Annotated in this window: 10 protein-coding genes; 7 read left to right on the top strand and 3 right to left on the bottom strand. The window is 64.9% G+C overall.

Annotated features, from left to right (window positions below; genetic code table 11):
* Positions 1-40: 40 nt before the first annotated feature.
* The 7 genes from ACYVNQ_RS11575 (at position 41) to ACYVNQ_RS11605 (ending at position 9,766) form a co-directional block, all read left to right on the top strand.
* Complete coding sequence (locus ACYVNQ_RS11575) at positions 41-949, top strand: DMT family transporter (protein ID WP_460902611.1); 909 nt, start codon at positions 41-43, stop codon at positions 947-949.
* Between the two features lie 109 nt (positions 950-1,058).
* Entirely contained in the window at positions 1,059-2,264 is a 1,206-nt protein-coding gene (locus tag ACYVNQ_RS11580) for an aminotransferase-like domain-containing protein (RefSeq protein ID WP_460902612.1), read from the top strand.
* Positions 2,265-2,364: 100 nt separating this feature from the next.
* Positions 2,365-2,829 (top strand): RidA family protein, encoded by a 465-nt coding sequence (locus ACYVNQ_RS11585; RefSeq protein ID WP_460902613.1) that lies wholly within the window; start codon positions 2,365-2,367, stop codon positions 2,827-2,829.
* A gap of 129 nt (positions 2,830-2,958) precedes the next feature.
* The gene (locus ACYVNQ_RS11590) at positions 2,959-3,876 is read left to right on the top strand and encodes a PhzF family phenazine biosynthesis protein (protein ID WP_460902614.1); all 918 of its coding nucleotides are present in this window, start codon (positions 2,959-2,961) and stop codon (positions 3,874-3,876) included.
* A 520-nt stretch (positions 3,877-4,396) separates the two neighbouring features.
* A complete protein-coding gene (locus ACYVNQ_RS11595; RefSeq protein ID WP_460902615.1) occupies positions 4,397-6,778 on the top strand; it encodes a bifunctional diguanylate cyclase/phosphodiesterase in 2,382 nt (793 codons plus the stop codon).
* 163 nt (positions 6,779-6,941) lie between these two features.
* Positions 6,942-8,153 (top strand): chromate transporter, encoded by a 1,212-nt coding sequence (locus ACYVNQ_RS11600; RefSeq protein ID WP_460902704.1) that lies wholly within the window; start codon positions 6,942-6,944, stop codon positions 8,151-8,153.
* Positions 8,154-8,428: 275 nt separating this feature from the next.
* Complete coding sequence (locus ACYVNQ_RS11605; RefSeq protein ID WP_460902616.1) at positions 8,429-9,766, top strand: phthiocerol/phthiodiolone dimycocerosyl transferase family protein; 1,338 nt, start codon at positions 8,429-8,431, stop codon at positions 9,764-9,766.
* Between the two features lie 183 nt (positions 9,767-9,949).
* Here ACYVNQ_RS11605 and ACYVNQ_RS11610 read toward each other — a convergent pair whose 3' ends face one another.
* From ACYVNQ_RS11610 to ACYVNQ_RS11620, 3 genes are all read right to left on the bottom strand, one after another.
* Positions 9,950-10,408 carry a CopD family protein gene (locus tag ACYVNQ_RS11610; protein WP_460902617.1) on the bottom strand — a complete coding sequence of 153 codons (459 nt, stop codon included), beginning with the start codon at positions 10,406-10,408 and terminating at the stop codon, positions 9,950-9,952.
* Positions 10,409-10,662: 254 nt separating this feature from the next.
* Positions 10,663-12,981 (bottom strand): DNA topoisomerase IV subunit A, encoded by a 2,319-nt coding sequence (gene parC / locus ACYVNQ_RS11615; protein ID WP_460902618.1) that lies wholly within the window; start codon positions 12,979-12,981, stop codon positions 10,663-10,665.
* Positions 12,982-13,097: 116 nt separating this feature from the next.
* Complete coding sequence (locus ACYVNQ_RS11620) at positions 13,098-15,083, bottom strand: DNA topoisomerase IV subunit B (protein WP_460902619.1); 1,986 nt, start codon at positions 15,081-15,083, stop codon at positions 13,098-13,100.
* Between the last annotated feature and the right edge of the window lie 357 nt (positions 15,084-15,440).

Raw genomic sequence — 15,440 nt, forward strand, 5'->3', positions numbered from 1 at the left:
ATCGCGCGCCTGCCGCTCATCAACGGAGACCCCCACTGCCATGAAGTCCCGCGAATCCCACGGCATGCTGCTCGGCCTCGCCGGCGTGATCGTCTTCAGCCTGACGCTGCCGATGACACGCATCGTCGTCGCGCAGTGGCATCCGCTGCTGAACGGCCTCGGGCGCGCGCTGCTCGCCGCGTTGCCGGCCGCCGCGCTGCTTGCATGGCGCCGCGAACGCTGGCCCACCTGGCCGCAGCTGAAAAGCCTCGCGGTGGTATCGCTCGGTGTGATCGTCGCGTTTCCGGTGTTCTCCGCATGGTCGATGAAGACCGTGCCGGCCTCGCATGGCGCGGTGGTCAACGGTTTGCAGCCGCTGTGCGTGGCGCTCTATGCGGCGTGGCTGTCGCACGAGCGGCCGTCGAAAATGTTCTGGGTCAGCGCGCTGGCCGGTAGCGCGATCGTCGTCGTGTTTGCGCTGCAGGCCGGCGGCGGCACGCCGCAGACCGGCGATCTGCTGATGCTGGTGGCTGTCGGCATCGGCGCGCTCGGCTATGCGGAAGGCGCGCGCCTCGCCAGACAGATGGGCGGCTGGCAGGTGATCTGCTGGGCGCTGGTGGTATCCGCGCCGTTTCTGCTGCTGCCGGTCAGCTGGCTCGCGTGGCAGCAGCATGTGCATCACCCCGAACCGGTCGCGCTCAAGACGTGGCTCGCGTTCGCCTATGTCACGTTCTTCTCGCAGTTCCTCGGCTTTTTCGCGTGGTACGCGGGCCTTGCGATCGGCGGCATCGCGCGGGTCGGCCAGGTGCAGCTGCTGCAGATCTTCTTCACGATGGCGTTTTCGGCGCGGTTCTTTGGCGAGACGGTCGCGCCGTCGACGTGGCTGTTCGCCGCCGCAGTGATCGCCACTGTGATGCTCGGCCGCCGGGCATCGATTCAGACTGCGCCGCGGCCCGCGGGCGTCAACTGAAATCGCGCATAATTGACCTTTGCGCTGCATTGCGACAACGCCCCCAGCATCCGCACGCAGCGTCGAACCGCCCCATCACGCTTTCACCGCTCAATATATCGAGGAGATCATGGATCAAAGCGATCTGACCAACGTCGGCGCCGGCGCGTGGCAACTGTCCGAACGCGCCCGCAAGCTCACCAGTTCCGCGATCCGCGAGATCCTGAAGGTGACCGAGCGGCCCGAGGTCATTTCATTCGCCGGGGGCCTGCCTTCGCCGGCCACGTTCCCCGCGCAACAGATGCGCGCCGCGTCCGACCGGATCCTGCGCGACGCGCCCGGCGCCGCTCTGCAATACAGCGCCACCGAAGGGTATCTGCCGCTGCGCGAATGGGTGGCCGCGCGCTATTCGGTGGGCGGCGTGCAGATCCGTACGTCGCAGGTGCTGATCACCACCGGCTCGCAACAGGCGCTCGATCTGCTCGGCAAGGTGCTGGTGTGTCCGCAAAGCCCGGTGCTGGTCGAAACGCCGACCTATCTCGGCGCGCTGCAGTCGTTCTCGATGTACGAGCCGAATTACGTGCAGGTGCCGACCGATGAATCCGGCCTGATTCCCGCCGGCCTCACGCCGGAGCTGACCGCCGGCGCGCGCCTGCTGTATGCGCAGCCGAACTTCCAGAATCCGACCGGGCGCCGCCTGCCGGTCGAACGCCGCCGCGAACTGGCCGCCTTCGCGCAACGCGCCGCGTTTCCGGTCATCGAAGACGATCCGTACGGCGCACTCGACTATCGCGGCGAACCGCTGCCGACGCTGCTGTCGATGGCGCCCGAGCACATCGTGCATCTCGGCTCGTTCTCGAAGGTGCTGGCGCCGGGCTTGCGGGTCGGCTACATCGTCGCGCCCGAACCGCTGCACTTCAAGCTCGTGCAGGCCAAACAGGCCAGCGACCTGCATACGCCGAGCTTCACGCAGCGCATCGTGCACGAAGTGGTCAAGGATGGTTTTCTCGACACGCACGTGCCGCAGATCCGTACGCTCTATCGCGACCAGTGCGAAGCGATGCTGACGGCGCTCGCCCGCGAGATGCCCGAAGGCGTCAGCTGGAATCGTCCGGAAGGCGGCATGTTTATCTGGGTGCAACTGCCGGCGGCAATCGATTCGATGAAGCTGCTCGAACAGGCCATCGCGCAGAACGTCGCATTCGTGCCGGGCGCGCCGTTCTTTGCGGACGACGCGCAACTCAACACGCTGCGTCTGTCGTTCGTGACGGTGCCGCCGGCGAAGATCGATGAAGGCATCGCGCGGCTCGCAGCACTGATCCGTGCGTATGCCTGAAGTCTCTGCGCATCGTGCCGCTGCCAGCGCGGCTGGCATGATGCCTCGTAGCGCGTCGTCGCGCTCCACACTGATTCACACTCGTCGAAAGGACACGGTCATGGCTCAAGCAAATGTATATGACAAGCTGAAGGAACTCGGCATCGAATTGCCGACGGCCGGCGCACCCGCCGCCGCTTATGTGATGAGCGCGCAAAGCGGCAACACCGTATATCTGTCGGGGCACATCGCGAAGAAGGACGGCAAGCCGTACGTCGGCAAGCTCGGCGACAACCTCTCCACCCAGGAAGGCCAGGCCGCGGCGCGCTCGATCGCGATCGACCTGATCGCAACGCTGCATGCGCACGTCGGCGATCTGAACCGCGTTACGCGTATCGTCAAAGTGATGAGTCTGGTTAATTCGACGCTCGCTTTTACCGAACAGCATCTGGTAACCAACGGCGCGTCCGAACTGTTTGTCGAAGTGTTCGGCGAACGCGGCAAGCATGCGCGCTCGGCGTTCGGCGTCGCGCAGATTCCGCTGGGCGCATGCGTCGAAATCGAACTGATCGCTGAAGTCGGCTGATCCGCCGCGCGCGGCGACGCGCGATGCCTTATTTCGCGCCACCGGCAGCTCACTGCCCGTGGCGCGTTGTTTTGTGCGGCTAAGCGCTACCTGAATACGCACGCCGCCATCGCTCAACGAGGAGATCCGATGAACCACCGCACTGTCCGCTTCAAGCAGGTCGATGTTTTCACGTCTGTGCCCTTCAAGGGCAATGCGCTCGCCGTCGTGTTCGATGCGGACTCGCTCGACACCGCTCAGATGCAGGCCATCGCGCGCTGGACCAATCTGTCCGAGACGACCTTCCTGCTGCCGCCGACCGACGCCGCAGCCGACTATCGCGTGCGCATTTTCACACCGGGACGCGAGTTGCCGTTCGCCGGCCATCCGACGCTCGGCACCGCGCACGCGCTGCTCGAAAGCGGCTACCAGCCGAAGCAGCCGGGGCGCCTCGTACAGCAATGCGGCGCGGGGCTGGTCGAACTGAAGGCGCTCGACAGCCGTCACGGTGCCGGCAACGGCCACGCGGCCACCGGCGCGTGGGCCTTTGCCGCACCGCCGGCACGCGTCACGCCGCTTGCTCCGACGCAATACGCAGCGCTTGCCGCGGCGCTGCATAGCGATGCGATCGATTTCAGCGCGCCGCCGTGTGGTGTCGACAACGGCGCGCCGTGGCTCGTGGTGCGCATGGCGACTGCCGCGGACTGCCTCGCGCTCGCGCCCGATACGCAAGCACTGGCGCAAATCACCGCAAGTGTCGGCGCCCATGGTCTCGCAGCCTATGCGCCGCATCCGCCGGGAGGCCCGGCAACCCTCGAAGTGCGCTGCCTGATGGTCGGCCGCGCATTCGGCAATGGGGAAGACCCGGTGACCGGCAGCGCCAACGCCGCGCTGGCGGGACTGCTCACCGCACAGCAGCGGCGCCCCGGCCCGCGTTACACGGTCCGCCAGGGCACCGCGATCGGCCGCGCCGGCGACATAGAGGTGCTCTACGACGACGACGCCGGCAAGACGTGGATCGGCGGCGCCTCGGTGACGATCGTCGACGGCACGTTCAGGCTCGCTTGACGCCTGTGGCCCAGGCGGTGCCGCGCCCCGCCGCGATTCGCAACACGAATTGAAGTACTTTCAATACCCCTACCGAAATATCGCATAGCGCCGGTGAATCCCACCATTTGCCGCGCGCTCGATGCGACATGCATCATTCATCAAGCATTTGCAAACCCTATTGCAAAGCGCATTCGCAATTCGATACGGCCGTGCTTTCAAAAAATCGCCGACATTTGTTGACAAATTGAATGAAATGACTGGCGAAATAGCCAGCCCGATGCCGACGCCACGCCCGCCCCGCGCGGCTCACGCGTGCCCGACGGGCCGCGCGTATACCCCCAGGCCCGGCTCTTTCTTAATCCCCGGCCATTCAGTAATATCGAAAACGCAACCGATGATCCCCCGATGGTTCGGCACGACGCTCCGCCAATTTCCGCAGCGATAGCGATACTTCGCTTACCATGCAGCCTGGTTCACAAAGAGCGTAGTCGTCGATCGAAACTCATAGCGCCGCCAAGCACAGGTCACGGTTTATTCGATGAATCAGCATCCACACTCAAGTGCCCGCGACGCCCGGCACCGGCCCGACCCGGCCGCCTCGCGCCGCCGCGCGCTGCTCGCGATTCCCGCGCTCGGCGTGCTGGTGCTCGTGCTGCTATGGACCGTCATCTTCGCGCGTCTTTCGGTGGAGAAGGACTCCACTAACCGTGAAGCAATGGCTTCCGCAGCCATCCTCTCTGCCGCGCTCGAACAGCATACGGTGAAGGCGATCCATCAGGTCGACCAGATCACCCGCTTCGTCAAATACGAATTCGAGAAGTCGCCCGAGCATTTCGACCTGGCCAGCACGGTCGAGAAAGGTGTGGTGCAGAGCGAGACGCTCGTGCAAGTGTCGCTGATCGACGAGCGCGGCACGCTGGTTTCGACCACCGCCGAGCAGAATCCGAAGCGTATCGACCTGTCGGACCGCGACCATTTCAAGGTTCACGAGCACGAGAACGACGACCAGTTGTATATCAGCAAGCCGGTGCTCGGCCGGGTGTCCGGCCACTGGACGCTGCAGATGACGCGGCGTCTGAATCATCCGGATGGCTCGTTCGCGGGTGTGGTGGTGGTCTCGGAAGATCCGAGCTATTTCACCAGCGATTTCTACAACAACGCGGCGATCGGCCGCGACGGCGTGATCTCGGTGATCGCCGATAACGGCACCGTGCTCGCGCGCCGCACCGGCAGCAACGAGCGCGCGTCCGGCGTGTTCACCGCGAGCGGCACCTACCCCACATCGGAACATGTGTCGGGTACCTACGTCGATTCGATCGACAACGTCACGCGCATCGTGTCGTACCGGCATATCGACGGCTATCCGCTGGGCGTGCTGGTCGGTCTGTCGCAGGCCGAAGAGTTCGCCGACTACAACCACACGCGCAACGTCTACCTGTTGATGGCGAGCTTCATCTCGCTGGCGATGCTCGGTTTCTTCGCGGTCGCGACCGGCCTGATCGGCAAGCTGCTCGGCCGCGAGCGCGAGATGACGCATCTGGTCGAATACGATCTGCTGACCGGCCTGCGCAACCGCTATTCGACGCTGCAGATCCTGCATCACGACGTCGCGCAGAGCACCAACGTCGGGCGCCTGGCGATCCTCTTCATCGACCTCGATAACTTCAAGACCGTCAACGACACGCTCGGCCATAACGCCGGCGACATCGTGCTGCAGATGACCGCCGCGCGTCTGGCCGATGCGGTGGGCGACGCAGGCACGCTGTCGCGCATCGGCGGCGACGAGTTCGTCGTGGTCATCCGCGGCGACGAAGTCGAGGATCGCGCGGTGACGCTCGCCGAAGCGACGCTCGACGTGTTCGCCAAGCCGTTCGAAGTGCGCGGCAGCACCTTCGTGCTGCATGCGAGCATCGGCATCGCGCTGTACTCGATCGCCAACGAAAGCGAGATCGACCTGCTGAAGAAAGCCGACCTCGCGATGTATAGCGCGAAGGATGCGGGCAAGAACTGCTACCAGTTCTATTCTCCGCAACTGTCGCACCGCGCGGACCATCTGATGAAGTGGGAACAGCAGTTGCGCATCGCGTTGGCCGAAGGCCAGCTGTTCCTCGCGTATCAGCCGAAGATCGATCTGACGCGCCGCTGCATCACCGGCTTCGAGGCGCTGGTGCGCTGGAACCATCCGCAGCACGGGCTGATTCCGGCCAACGAGTTTATTCCGGTCGCGGAATCGACCGGCCTGATCGTGCCGATCGGCGACTTCGTGATCCGCACCGCGTGCCGGCAGCTCGCGCAGTGGCAGCAGCAAGGTTATGAGTCGCTGTCGCTGGCGGTGAATATCTCTGCCGTGCAATTCTGGCGCGGCGACCTGTTCGAAACGATCGCGCGCGCCATTGAAGACGCCGGCGTGCCGGCGCGCCGGCTGGAACTGGAAATCACCGAGACCGCGATGATGGAGTATCCGGATCTCGTGTCGGAAAAGATCTTCGCGTTGAAGCGCCTCGGGGTGCGCATCGCGCTCGACGACTTCGGTACCGGGTATTCGTCGCTGTCGTATCTGAACCGCTTTTCGGTGGATACGCTGAAGGTCGACCGCTCGTTCGTGCAGGCGATTCCAGGCGACCGCAGCGTCTGCGTGATGGTCACCGCGATCGTGAACCTTGCGCGCTCGCTCGGGCTGACGGTGGTGGTCGAGGGCACCGAAACCGAAGAGCAGATTGCATGGCTCGCGGCGCTTGGCCATATCGAGGCGCAAGGGTTCCTGTTCTCGCGGCCGGTGCCGGTGGAAGGCATTGCGGCGCTGCTCGAACGCTTCGGCGTGTGCGGCATGCGCGGCCGTCCGCCGTTGCAGGTCGGCAGCGACGATGGCGCCAGCGACGCACCGGCACCGAGCACGAGCACGAGCGGCCAGTCTGCCTGAAACCGTGCGGCGTCGCGGTCGGTCGATCGCCCGGTTTGTCGTCGCGCTTTCGCTGCGTCTTCGCTGGGTCATGGTTTTCGCTCACGTGCCCATCGCTGCCGGCGCAGCCATTCAAACCTCAACAGGAGAAGCAGCGGCCGACGGCGGCGCGCTGCGCATCGGCATGCAGACCCTCATCACCCGCAACGACGCCACCCGCCGTGGCGAACGCGAACCGCTGTGGACGCTGTTTCGCGTGGTGTTCGGCCTGTCCGCGCTGTCGTGGGGCGGCCTCGCTCTGATGGCGCAACTCGAGAACCACTACGTCGAGCGTGAAGCGCGGCTGTCGCGGCTCGCGTTTTCCGACTTGATCGCGCTGGCGTGGATGGTGCCGGGGCCGGTCGGCTGCAACGTCGCCGTGCAACTCGGGCACGCGCTGCGCGGCCGCGCCGGCGCATGGATCGCCGGCATCGCGAGTGTGCTGCCGTTCTTCCTGCTGATGACCGCGTTCGCGGTGTTCTATCGCACGCCGCTGGTACGCGCGGCCGCTTCGGGCACGCTGCTGCATCACTTCAACGTCGTGCTCGGCACGTTGATCGGCGTCACCTGGTACAAGCAGACCCGCACGCTGGTGCGCACGCCGCTCGAATGGTGCGCAGCCGTGCTCGGTTGCATCGCGCTGCTGTTCGCACACAGCGCCGCCGCTTATGTGCTGATGCTGATGGCGGCGTTCGGCGCCGGCTGGTTCACGAGCCCCGTGCGCGGGGTGCGCCTCGTCACGTCGATCAGCGCGCACGACTGGCGGCTGATTGCCGCGCTGGCCGTGCTGGTCGCACTGTTCGCGGTACCGCTGCCGCATCGCTACGACCTCGCACTGTTGTGGCCGCGCCTTGCGGGTGCCGGCATGACACTGTTCGGCGGCGGCTTCTCCGCGCTGCCGGTGTTGAAGACACTGTTCGTCACGCCTGCCACCGGTGTCTCCGATAGCGACTTCACGCTGGCGTTTTCGTTGTCGCCGCTATCGCCCGGACCGCTGTTGAATGTCGTACCTTTTTTCGGTTACCTGATCGACGGCTGGCCCGGTGCGTTGATCGCGACAGCCGCACTGTTCCTGCCGTCCGGTTGCCTTGCGGTACTCGCGCAGCGCCATCTGCATCAGTTGAAGGCTCATCCGCGTTTCGAAAACGGCATGCGTATCTTGCGGGCAGCCACCACCGCATTTCTTGCGGTTGCTGTATTGCGCCTCGCGCGCGAGGTGCCGCTCGAACCGGCCTATCTGATCACCGCGTTGTTCTCGGGCATCTGCTTCGCGAAGCTGAAGCTGCCCGTATATGCGGTCTACGGCACGGTTGCGCTCGGCTGCGGCGCATGGCTGATGTACGGGCACGCGATATGACCTCGTCGCGGTCGATGCGCGCCCTGGTTGCGGTGGCCGACGCTTGCCGGATCTTGGCCTTTTATCGTCTGATGGTTGTCCGTGTTTTGACTGTCGGTCATCAATCACCGCACGGCTGGGAAAGCCGGCATTCATCTTAGGTTTCAGGCCGCCGTTCTTTTGAATTCCTTGCGGTCGTTTGCACGCGCTTTCAGCGCTTTCGCCCCTTGCGAAGGAATATCCTGACGCGATAACGTGTTCTACCGATGATCCATCACGCATCGTGAGAAGCACTGATGAGCGAATCGTTGACCAGCTACCGGGCGTCGCTTGGCCCCGGCAAGACCCTGCGTACCCTGGGCGCACTCGAAGAATATTTCTGGCTGCTCGGCCAGCGCGCGGCACGCACGCTTGTGGTCGCCGCGGAAGTAGAAGGCGTGACGAGCGTCGAACGCTGGCAAGACGCGCTGCGCGCGCTGCAGGCTCATCATGCGATTCTGTCTACGCGCATCCGGCAAGCGCCGGGTTATCGCCCGGCTTTCGTGTCGGCGCCCGAATTACCGCTCGAACTGAAGGTGGTGCCACGCGAGTCCGGCACGCGTCTGTTCGAGCTGGTTTCGGCAGAACTGGCCGCGCGCTTTGCCCCCGAAGACGCGTTGTTGCGCACCACACTGCTCTACGGACGCGACCGCTCCACGCTGCTGTTCGCAGCCGATCATGCCGCGCTGGATGGCACCTCGCTGGTGTTTATGATTCGCGACCTGCTGCGTGCGTTGTCCGGCGAGTCGCTCGGCGACGCGCAGACCATGCCGCCGTCGCATGATCAATGGCTCGGGCTGCATACCAGCGAGCGTCACGCGAGCGTGCCGGGAGCGGCTTCGGCTACCGGTTTGGGTTTCACCGCAGTGAGTGCGCCGGCGCCGACGTTGGCTAGTGCGCCGGCGGATCGCGACGGACACAGTACACACGGTATGCGCTTCGCGCCCGCCGACGAAGAACCGCTGCTGCAGCAAGTCTGGCTGGAGCCGTCGATCACCTCGCTGGTGACGCGGCGCGCCCGCGCCGAGCAAACCAGCGTGCACGGCGCGCTAAGCACGGCCGTCATGCTGGCCGGCCGTGCGTTGTCACGCGCGTGGCGTGACGGCACGGTGCGCTGCGCCAGCCGCGTCGACCTGCGTGGGCAGTTCGTGGCCGGCGAGCAACTGGGCCTGCTCGAAATGCAGCGCGACAGCACGCTCGAACCGTGGGACACCCCGCCGTTCTGGGAGCTCGCACGGGCAGTCAAGCAGGATATCGACATGCAGCGCACGGCCGCAGATGCCGCGGGCAGCCTGTGCGCACCGGTGCTCGACATGATTTCCGCGCATGCGGACCCGGACCGGCTGCTGATCGGTAGCCGCCAGCGCGCGCCGATGCTGGCCATGGACAACTACGGCCGCCTGCCGATTCCGACGCACTACGGCCGGCTGCGGCTGCGCTGGGTGACGCCGGCCGCGATGAGCGGCGCACCGCATACGCAGACCGTGTCGGTGGCGACCGTGGACGGCCTGCTGTGCATGACCAACGTCAGCGCCGAGCCGATGCCGTCGCTGCTCGGCACCGCGCGGCGTCTGCTGCTCGCGCAGTTGGACTGAACTGAGTGTCAGAAAGCGGGCGTCAGCGCACCGGGTGCGCGAGACGCGCCGCGTGTCGTTGCCTATGCAACGGTTCTTGCGCGGATGCGATGTCGGGCGGCGTGATTTGACGTGACTCGGCGTGACTCGGCGTGACTTGATTCGACTTGATGTAACGTCACGCCGCGGCAGCGCTTCCTTGCATCAGAAGCCGCGCGACATCACCGCCACGCCGATCGTCACGACGCCCAGCACGAGGTTCACCACCACCAGCCGCCGTACGCTAGCCACGGCGCGCGCGCCGTCGGGCCACTTCTGCGCCTGCACCGCGCGGCGAATGCGTGGAAATACCGCAAAGCGAATATGGCCGAAGATCAGCATCATCACGATGCCGAGGCCGGCCATCGTGTGCAGTTGCCACGTCGCGTGGCCACCGCCGAACTGCGACAGCAGAAAGCCGCCGGTCACGAGGATCACAAGCACCGATACGCCGACCCAGTTGAAGAAGCGCCCGAACACCGACTCCCATAGCGGCAGGCGCAATTGCGGCGACAGGTCGCCTAGCGCCGGCCGCAGGCAGAAATGAGCGAATACCATGCCGCCGACCCACACGGCGACGCCCAGCAGATGAAGAAAGAGCGCGATTTCGATCGCTTTGGTCATGATTGTTTTTCCAGTGACGGTGTCTGTGCGGCGGGAACGCGCGTTCGACCGCACTTGTGCCGCGCAGTTCATCGTTGTGCTGCGATTTGCTTGAATCGCTGCCGCGCGGCCTCGTTCTCGCATCAGGTGGAGGTCGCGCGGCGCGGCGTGATTCGTGCATGATGAGTCGTTTCAGGCCTGCGCCCGGCGCCTGCCTGTTGCTTTCGCTTTCGCTTTCGCTTTCGCTTTCGCTTTCGCTTTCGCTTTATCTATGCTCAAGCCTGCAGCGCCGGCCGCAGCGCAACGATCTTCAGCTTCGTGTCCGGCTTATGCCCCTTGCGCGCACGCTTGCCGACATGCGCGGCGAGTGCCGCCCGCGCGAGCGTTTCTTCAGCAGGCTTGCCGCCACGGCCGGTGCCGGTCAGCACGAGGCCGGCCGCGCCGATTGCAAGCGCCTGCGCGAGCGTTTCGTTGTCGTCGAGCGCCATCAGCGTGACGCCGCGGCCGCCGCCCGACAGCGTCTTCATCTCGTCGAGGCCGAATACCAGCAGACGCCCACCGCTCGACAGACACGCCACCTGCTTCGCGTCCGGCAACATCGGCATCGGTGCGAGCGGCACCGACCCTTCGTCGATCGTCATGAACGACTTGCCTGCCTTCACACGGCTCACCATGTCGCTGAGTTTCGCGATAAAGCCGAAGCCGTTGCTCGACGCCAGCAGCAGCGCCTGCTCGGCGTTCGCCGCGTAGTAGTGCATCAGATGCGTGCCCGATTCGAGCTCGATCAGCGACGTGACCGGCACGCCGTCGCCGCGCCCGCCCGGCAGCTGGCCGACCGCCACCGAATAGACGCGCCCCTTGCTGCCCCACGCGATCAGCGTATCCGGCGTGCGGCACTGGAATGCCGCGTATAGCCCGTCGCCCGCCTTGAACGTAAAGCCGGCCGGGTCCAGCCCGTGGCCCTTCAGCGCCCGCACCCAACCCTTTTGCGACACCACCACGGTGACCGGCTCGTCGATCACGCGAACTTCGAAAGTCGCGCGTTTTTCCTGCTGGATCAGCGTGCGGCGTTCGTCGCCGTATTGCTTCGCATCGGCTTCGATTTCCTTGATGATCAGGCGCTTCATCGCACTTTCGCTGCCGAGCAGTTCTTCGAGCTTCGCTTTCTCGTTGCGCAGTTCTTCGAGCTCCTTCTCGATCTTGATCTTTTCCAGCCGCGCCAACTGACGCAAGCGGATTTCGAGGATGTCTTCGGCCTGCCGCTCCGACAGGTCGAACGCCGACATCAGCGCCGACTTCGGCTCGTCCGATTCGCGGATGATGCGGATCACCTCGTCCAGATTCAGGAAGACGATCATGCGGCCTTCAAGAATATGGATGCGGTCGTCGACCTTCGCGAGGCGGAACTGGGTACGCCGCGTGACCGTTGCGAAACGGAACCCGACCCACTCCCGCAGGATCTCGCTGACGCCCTTCTGACGCGGCCGGCCGTCGGCGCCGACCATCACCAGGTTCAGCGGCGCGTTCGATTCGAGGCTGGTGTGCGCGAGCAGCGTGGTGACGAACTCGGCCTGGTCGATACGGCTCGACTTCGGCTCGAACACGATACGCACCGGCGCATCCTTGCCGGACTCGTCGCGTACCGCGTCGAGCAGACCCAGCAGCGTCTGCCTCGTCTGCAGTTGTTCAGGGGTGAGCGACTTCTTGCCGAGTTTGATCTTCGGGTTGGTCTGCTCTTCGATTTCCTCGAGCACCTTCTGGCACGACGTGTTCGGCGGCAGCTCGGTAATCACGAGTTGCCACTGGCCGCGCGCGAGGTCTTCGATCTTCCAGCGCGCGCGCACCTTCAGGCTGCCGCGGCCGGTTTCGTAAGCGGCCGAGATTTCGGCTTCGCTCGAGATGATCTGGCCGCCGCCCGGGAAGTCCGGGCCGGGCAGCAGTTGCATCAGCTCCGCATGCGTCAGGTTCGGATGACGGATCAGCGCGACCGCCGCGGCCGCCACTTCGCGCAGGTTATGCGACGGAATCTCGGTGGCGAGACCCACGGCGATGCCCGACGCGCCGTTCAGCAATACGAACGGCAGCCGCGCGGGCAACAGCTTCGGCTCTTCGAACGAGCCGTCGTAGTTCGGCATGAAATCGACCGTGCCGAGGTCGATTTCGTCGAGCAGCAGCCTCGCGATCGGCGTGAGGCGCGCTTCCGTGTAGCGCATCGCCGCGGCGCCGTCGCCGTCGCGCGAGCCGAAGTTGCCCTGGCCGTCGATCAGCGGGTAGCGCATCGAGAAGTCCTGCGCGAGACGCACCAGCGCGTCGTATGCGGACTGGTCGCCGTGCGGGTGGTACTTGCCGAGCACGTCGCCGACCACGCGCGCCGACTTCACCGGCTTCGCGTTGTCGGCGAGCCCCATCTCGCTCATCGCGTACAGGATGCGGCGCTGCACCGGCTTTTGCCCGTCGCTGACGTCGGGCAGCGCGCGGCCCTTGACGACGCTGACTGCGTAGTCGAGGTACGCGCGTTCCGCGTAGTTGCCCAGCGTCAGGCGATCGCCCGCTGCGGGCGCCTGCTCGAATAGATCGGGAGTGTTGTCTGCCATCTTTATTCCGTGTCCTTGGTGGCCATGAGCCTGGCGTAGCTCGCTGCGTCAGGCTTTGCCTTACTTGGCCCTACGTGACTTCAAGCCGCGCGTCGTGGCGCGCCATGGCGTCAGGCTCAAATGTCCGCTTCGACCTCGTTGCCCTTCTCTTCGAGCCAGCTGCGGCGCGACGCCGCTTCGCCCTTGCCCATCAGCATCGTCATGCGCGCGACGGTCGCGTCGAAATCGAGCTCGCCCAGCGCGATCGGCGACAGGCGGCGCGTATCCGGATTCATCGTGGTGTCCCACAACTGCTCGGCGCTCATTTCGCCGAGGCCCTTGAAGCGGCTGATGGTCCATTGAGATTCGCGCACGCCGTCCTTGCGCAGCTTGTCGAGAATCGCCTCGAGTTCGCCCTCGTCGAGCGCGTACAGCTTCTGCGCGGGCTTCTTGCCGCGCGCCGGCGCATCGACGCGAAACAGCGGCGGCCGCGCCACATACACGTTGCCGCGTTCGATCAGCTGCGGGAAATGCTTGAAGAACAGCGTGAGCAGCAGTACCTGGATGTGCGCGCCGTCGACGTCCGCATCGGACAGGATGCAGATCTTGCCGTAGCGCAGGTTCGACAGGTCGATGGTGTCGTCCGGGCTATGCGGATCGACGCCGATCGCCACCGAGATGTCGTGCACTTCGTTATTCGCAAACAGCCGGTCGCGCTCGGTTTCCCAGGTGTTCAGCACCTTGCCCCGCAGCGGCAGGATGGCCTGGAATTCCTTGTCGCGGCCCATCTTCGCGGAGCCGCCGGCCGAGTCGCCTTCGACGAGGAACAGCTCGTTGCGATCGATTTCGGTCGATTCGCAATCGGTCAGCTTGCCGGGCAGCACCGCGACGCCCGAGCTCTTGCGCTTCTCGACCTTCTGCCCGGCGCGCGTGCGCGCCTGCGCCTGCTTGATGACCAGGTCGGCCAGTTTCTTGCCGTGCTCGACGTGCTGGTTCAACCACAATTCGAGCGCTGGGCGCGTGAACGACGACACCAGCTTGACCGCGTCGCGACTGTTCAGACGCTCCTTGATCTGCCCTTGGAACTGCGGGTCGAGCACTTTCGCCGACAGCACGAACGACACCCGCGCGAATACGTCCTCGGCGAGCAGCTTGACGCCCTTCGGCTGCAGGTTGTGCAGTTCGACGAAGCTCTTCACCGCCTGGAACAGGCCGTCGCGCAAACCGGCCTCGTGCGTGCCGCCGGCCGGCGTCGGAATCAGGTTCACATACGATTCGCGATTGAGCGGACCTTCTTCGCTCCACGCAACCACCCATGCGGCGCCCTCGCCTTCGGCGAACGTCTCTTCATTCGAGCGCGAGTTTTCCGCGTAGCGCTCGCCTTCGAACAACGGAATCAGCAGATCGCTGCCGGCCATGCCTTCGAGCAGATAGCCGCGCAGGCCGTCCTCGTACTTCCAGCTTTGCCGCTCGCCGGTTTTCTCGGTGATCAGCGTGACTTCGACGCCCGGCAGCAGCACCGCCTTCGAGCGCAACAGACGCTGCAATTCGCCGACCGGCAGGTTCGGCGAATCGAAATACTTCGGATTCGGCGACACCGTGACGCGTGTACCGGTCTTTTTTTCGTCGCGTTGCGCGGCACGGACTTTCAGCGGCGTGACGACGTCGCCGTTTGCGAAGCCCAGTTCAGCGACCTTGCCGTCGCGCCACACGCTCACGTCGAGGCGCGTGGACAGCGCGTTGGTGACCGACACGCCAACGCCGTGCAGGCCGCCCGAAAACGTGTACGCGCCGCCTTCGGCCTTGTCGAACTTGCCGCCCGCATGCAGGCGCGTGAAAACGATCTCGACGACCGGCACCCGTTCTTCAGGATGCATGCCGAATGGAATGCCGCGGCCGTCGTCTTCGACGGAGACCGAATGGTCCGTGTGCAGCGTGACGGTGATCTGGCGGCCGTGACCGCCTAGCGCCTCATCCGACGAGTTGTCGATCACTTCCTGGATGATGTGCAGCGGATTCTCGGTGCGCGTGTACATGCCGGGCCGCTGCTTGACCGGCTCGAGTCCCTTCAGTACCTTGATCGACGCTTCGCTATACGCAGCGTTTGACTTCTTCGTAGACATGGCTTGCTCGGGTCCGTCGGTTCATCGTTGTCCACAACGGCTGTGGACATCTGCGTGGACAACGCGTTGAGTTCTCAAAAAAAGCGAATCGAAACAACGGAATGGAACGTTTGCCTGCCCTGCGTGCACATGCAGGCAGGCTTCTCTGATTGCGTTGCGGCTGCCGCGCCATGCGCGGCCATTGTGCGAATGGCGCGCGCTGCGGTGGCAGCAGGTTCGCGGGTATTTTACTGATTTCATTGCGCGCGGCAATTTGAGAAGGGCGAGGTTGGCTGTTTGGCTAGTTATTTCGGCTGTGTTGTGTGGCGTCGGACCGCACCGGCCGGGTGAGGGGCTGCGGCTGCATGGTGGTTGTCA

Source organism: Paraburkholderia jirisanensis, assembly GCF_054782355.1.

Excerpts from the sequence above, each read along its gene's own strand:
- ACYVNQ_RS11575 (WP_460902611.1), top strand. The coding sequence starts at position 41 with ATGAAGTCCCGCGAATCCCACGGCATGCTGCTCGGCCTCGCCGGCGTG.
- ACYVNQ_RS11580 (WP_460902612.1), top strand. The coding sequence starts at position 1,059 with ATGGATCAAAGCGATCTGACCAACGTCGGCGCCGGCGCGTGGCAACTG.
- ACYVNQ_RS11585 (WP_460902613.1), top strand. The coding sequence starts at position 2,365 with ATGGCTCAAGCAAATGTATATGACAAGCTGAAGGAACTCGGCATCGAA.
- ACYVNQ_RS11590 (WP_460902614.1), top strand. The coding sequence starts at position 2,959 with ATGAACCACCGCACTGTCCGCTTCAAGCAGGTCGATGTTTTCACGTCT.
- ACYVNQ_RS11595 (WP_460902615.1), top strand. The coding sequence starts at position 4,397 with ATGAATCAGCATCCACACTCAAGTGCCCGCGACGCCCGGCACCGGCCC.
- ACYVNQ_RS11600 (WP_460902704.1), top strand. The coding sequence starts at position 6,942 with ATGCAGACCCTCATCACCCGCAACGACGCCACCCGCCGTGGCGAACGC.
- ACYVNQ_RS11605 (WP_460902616.1), top strand. The coding sequence starts at position 8,429 with ATGAGCGAATCGTTGACCAGCTACCGGGCGTCGCTTGGCCCCGGCAAG.
- ACYVNQ_RS11610 (WP_460902617.1), bottom strand. The coding sequence starts at position 10,408 with ATGACCAAAGCGATCGAAATCGCGCTCTTTCTTCATCTGCTGGGCGTC.
- parC (WP_460902618.1), bottom strand. The coding sequence starts at position 12,981 with ATGGCAGACAACACTCCCGATCTATTCGAGCAGGCGCCCGCAGCGGGC.
- ACYVNQ_RS11620 (WP_460902619.1), bottom strand. The coding sequence starts at position 15,083 with ATGTCTACGAAGAAGTCAAACGCTGCGTATAGCGAAGCGTCGATCAAG.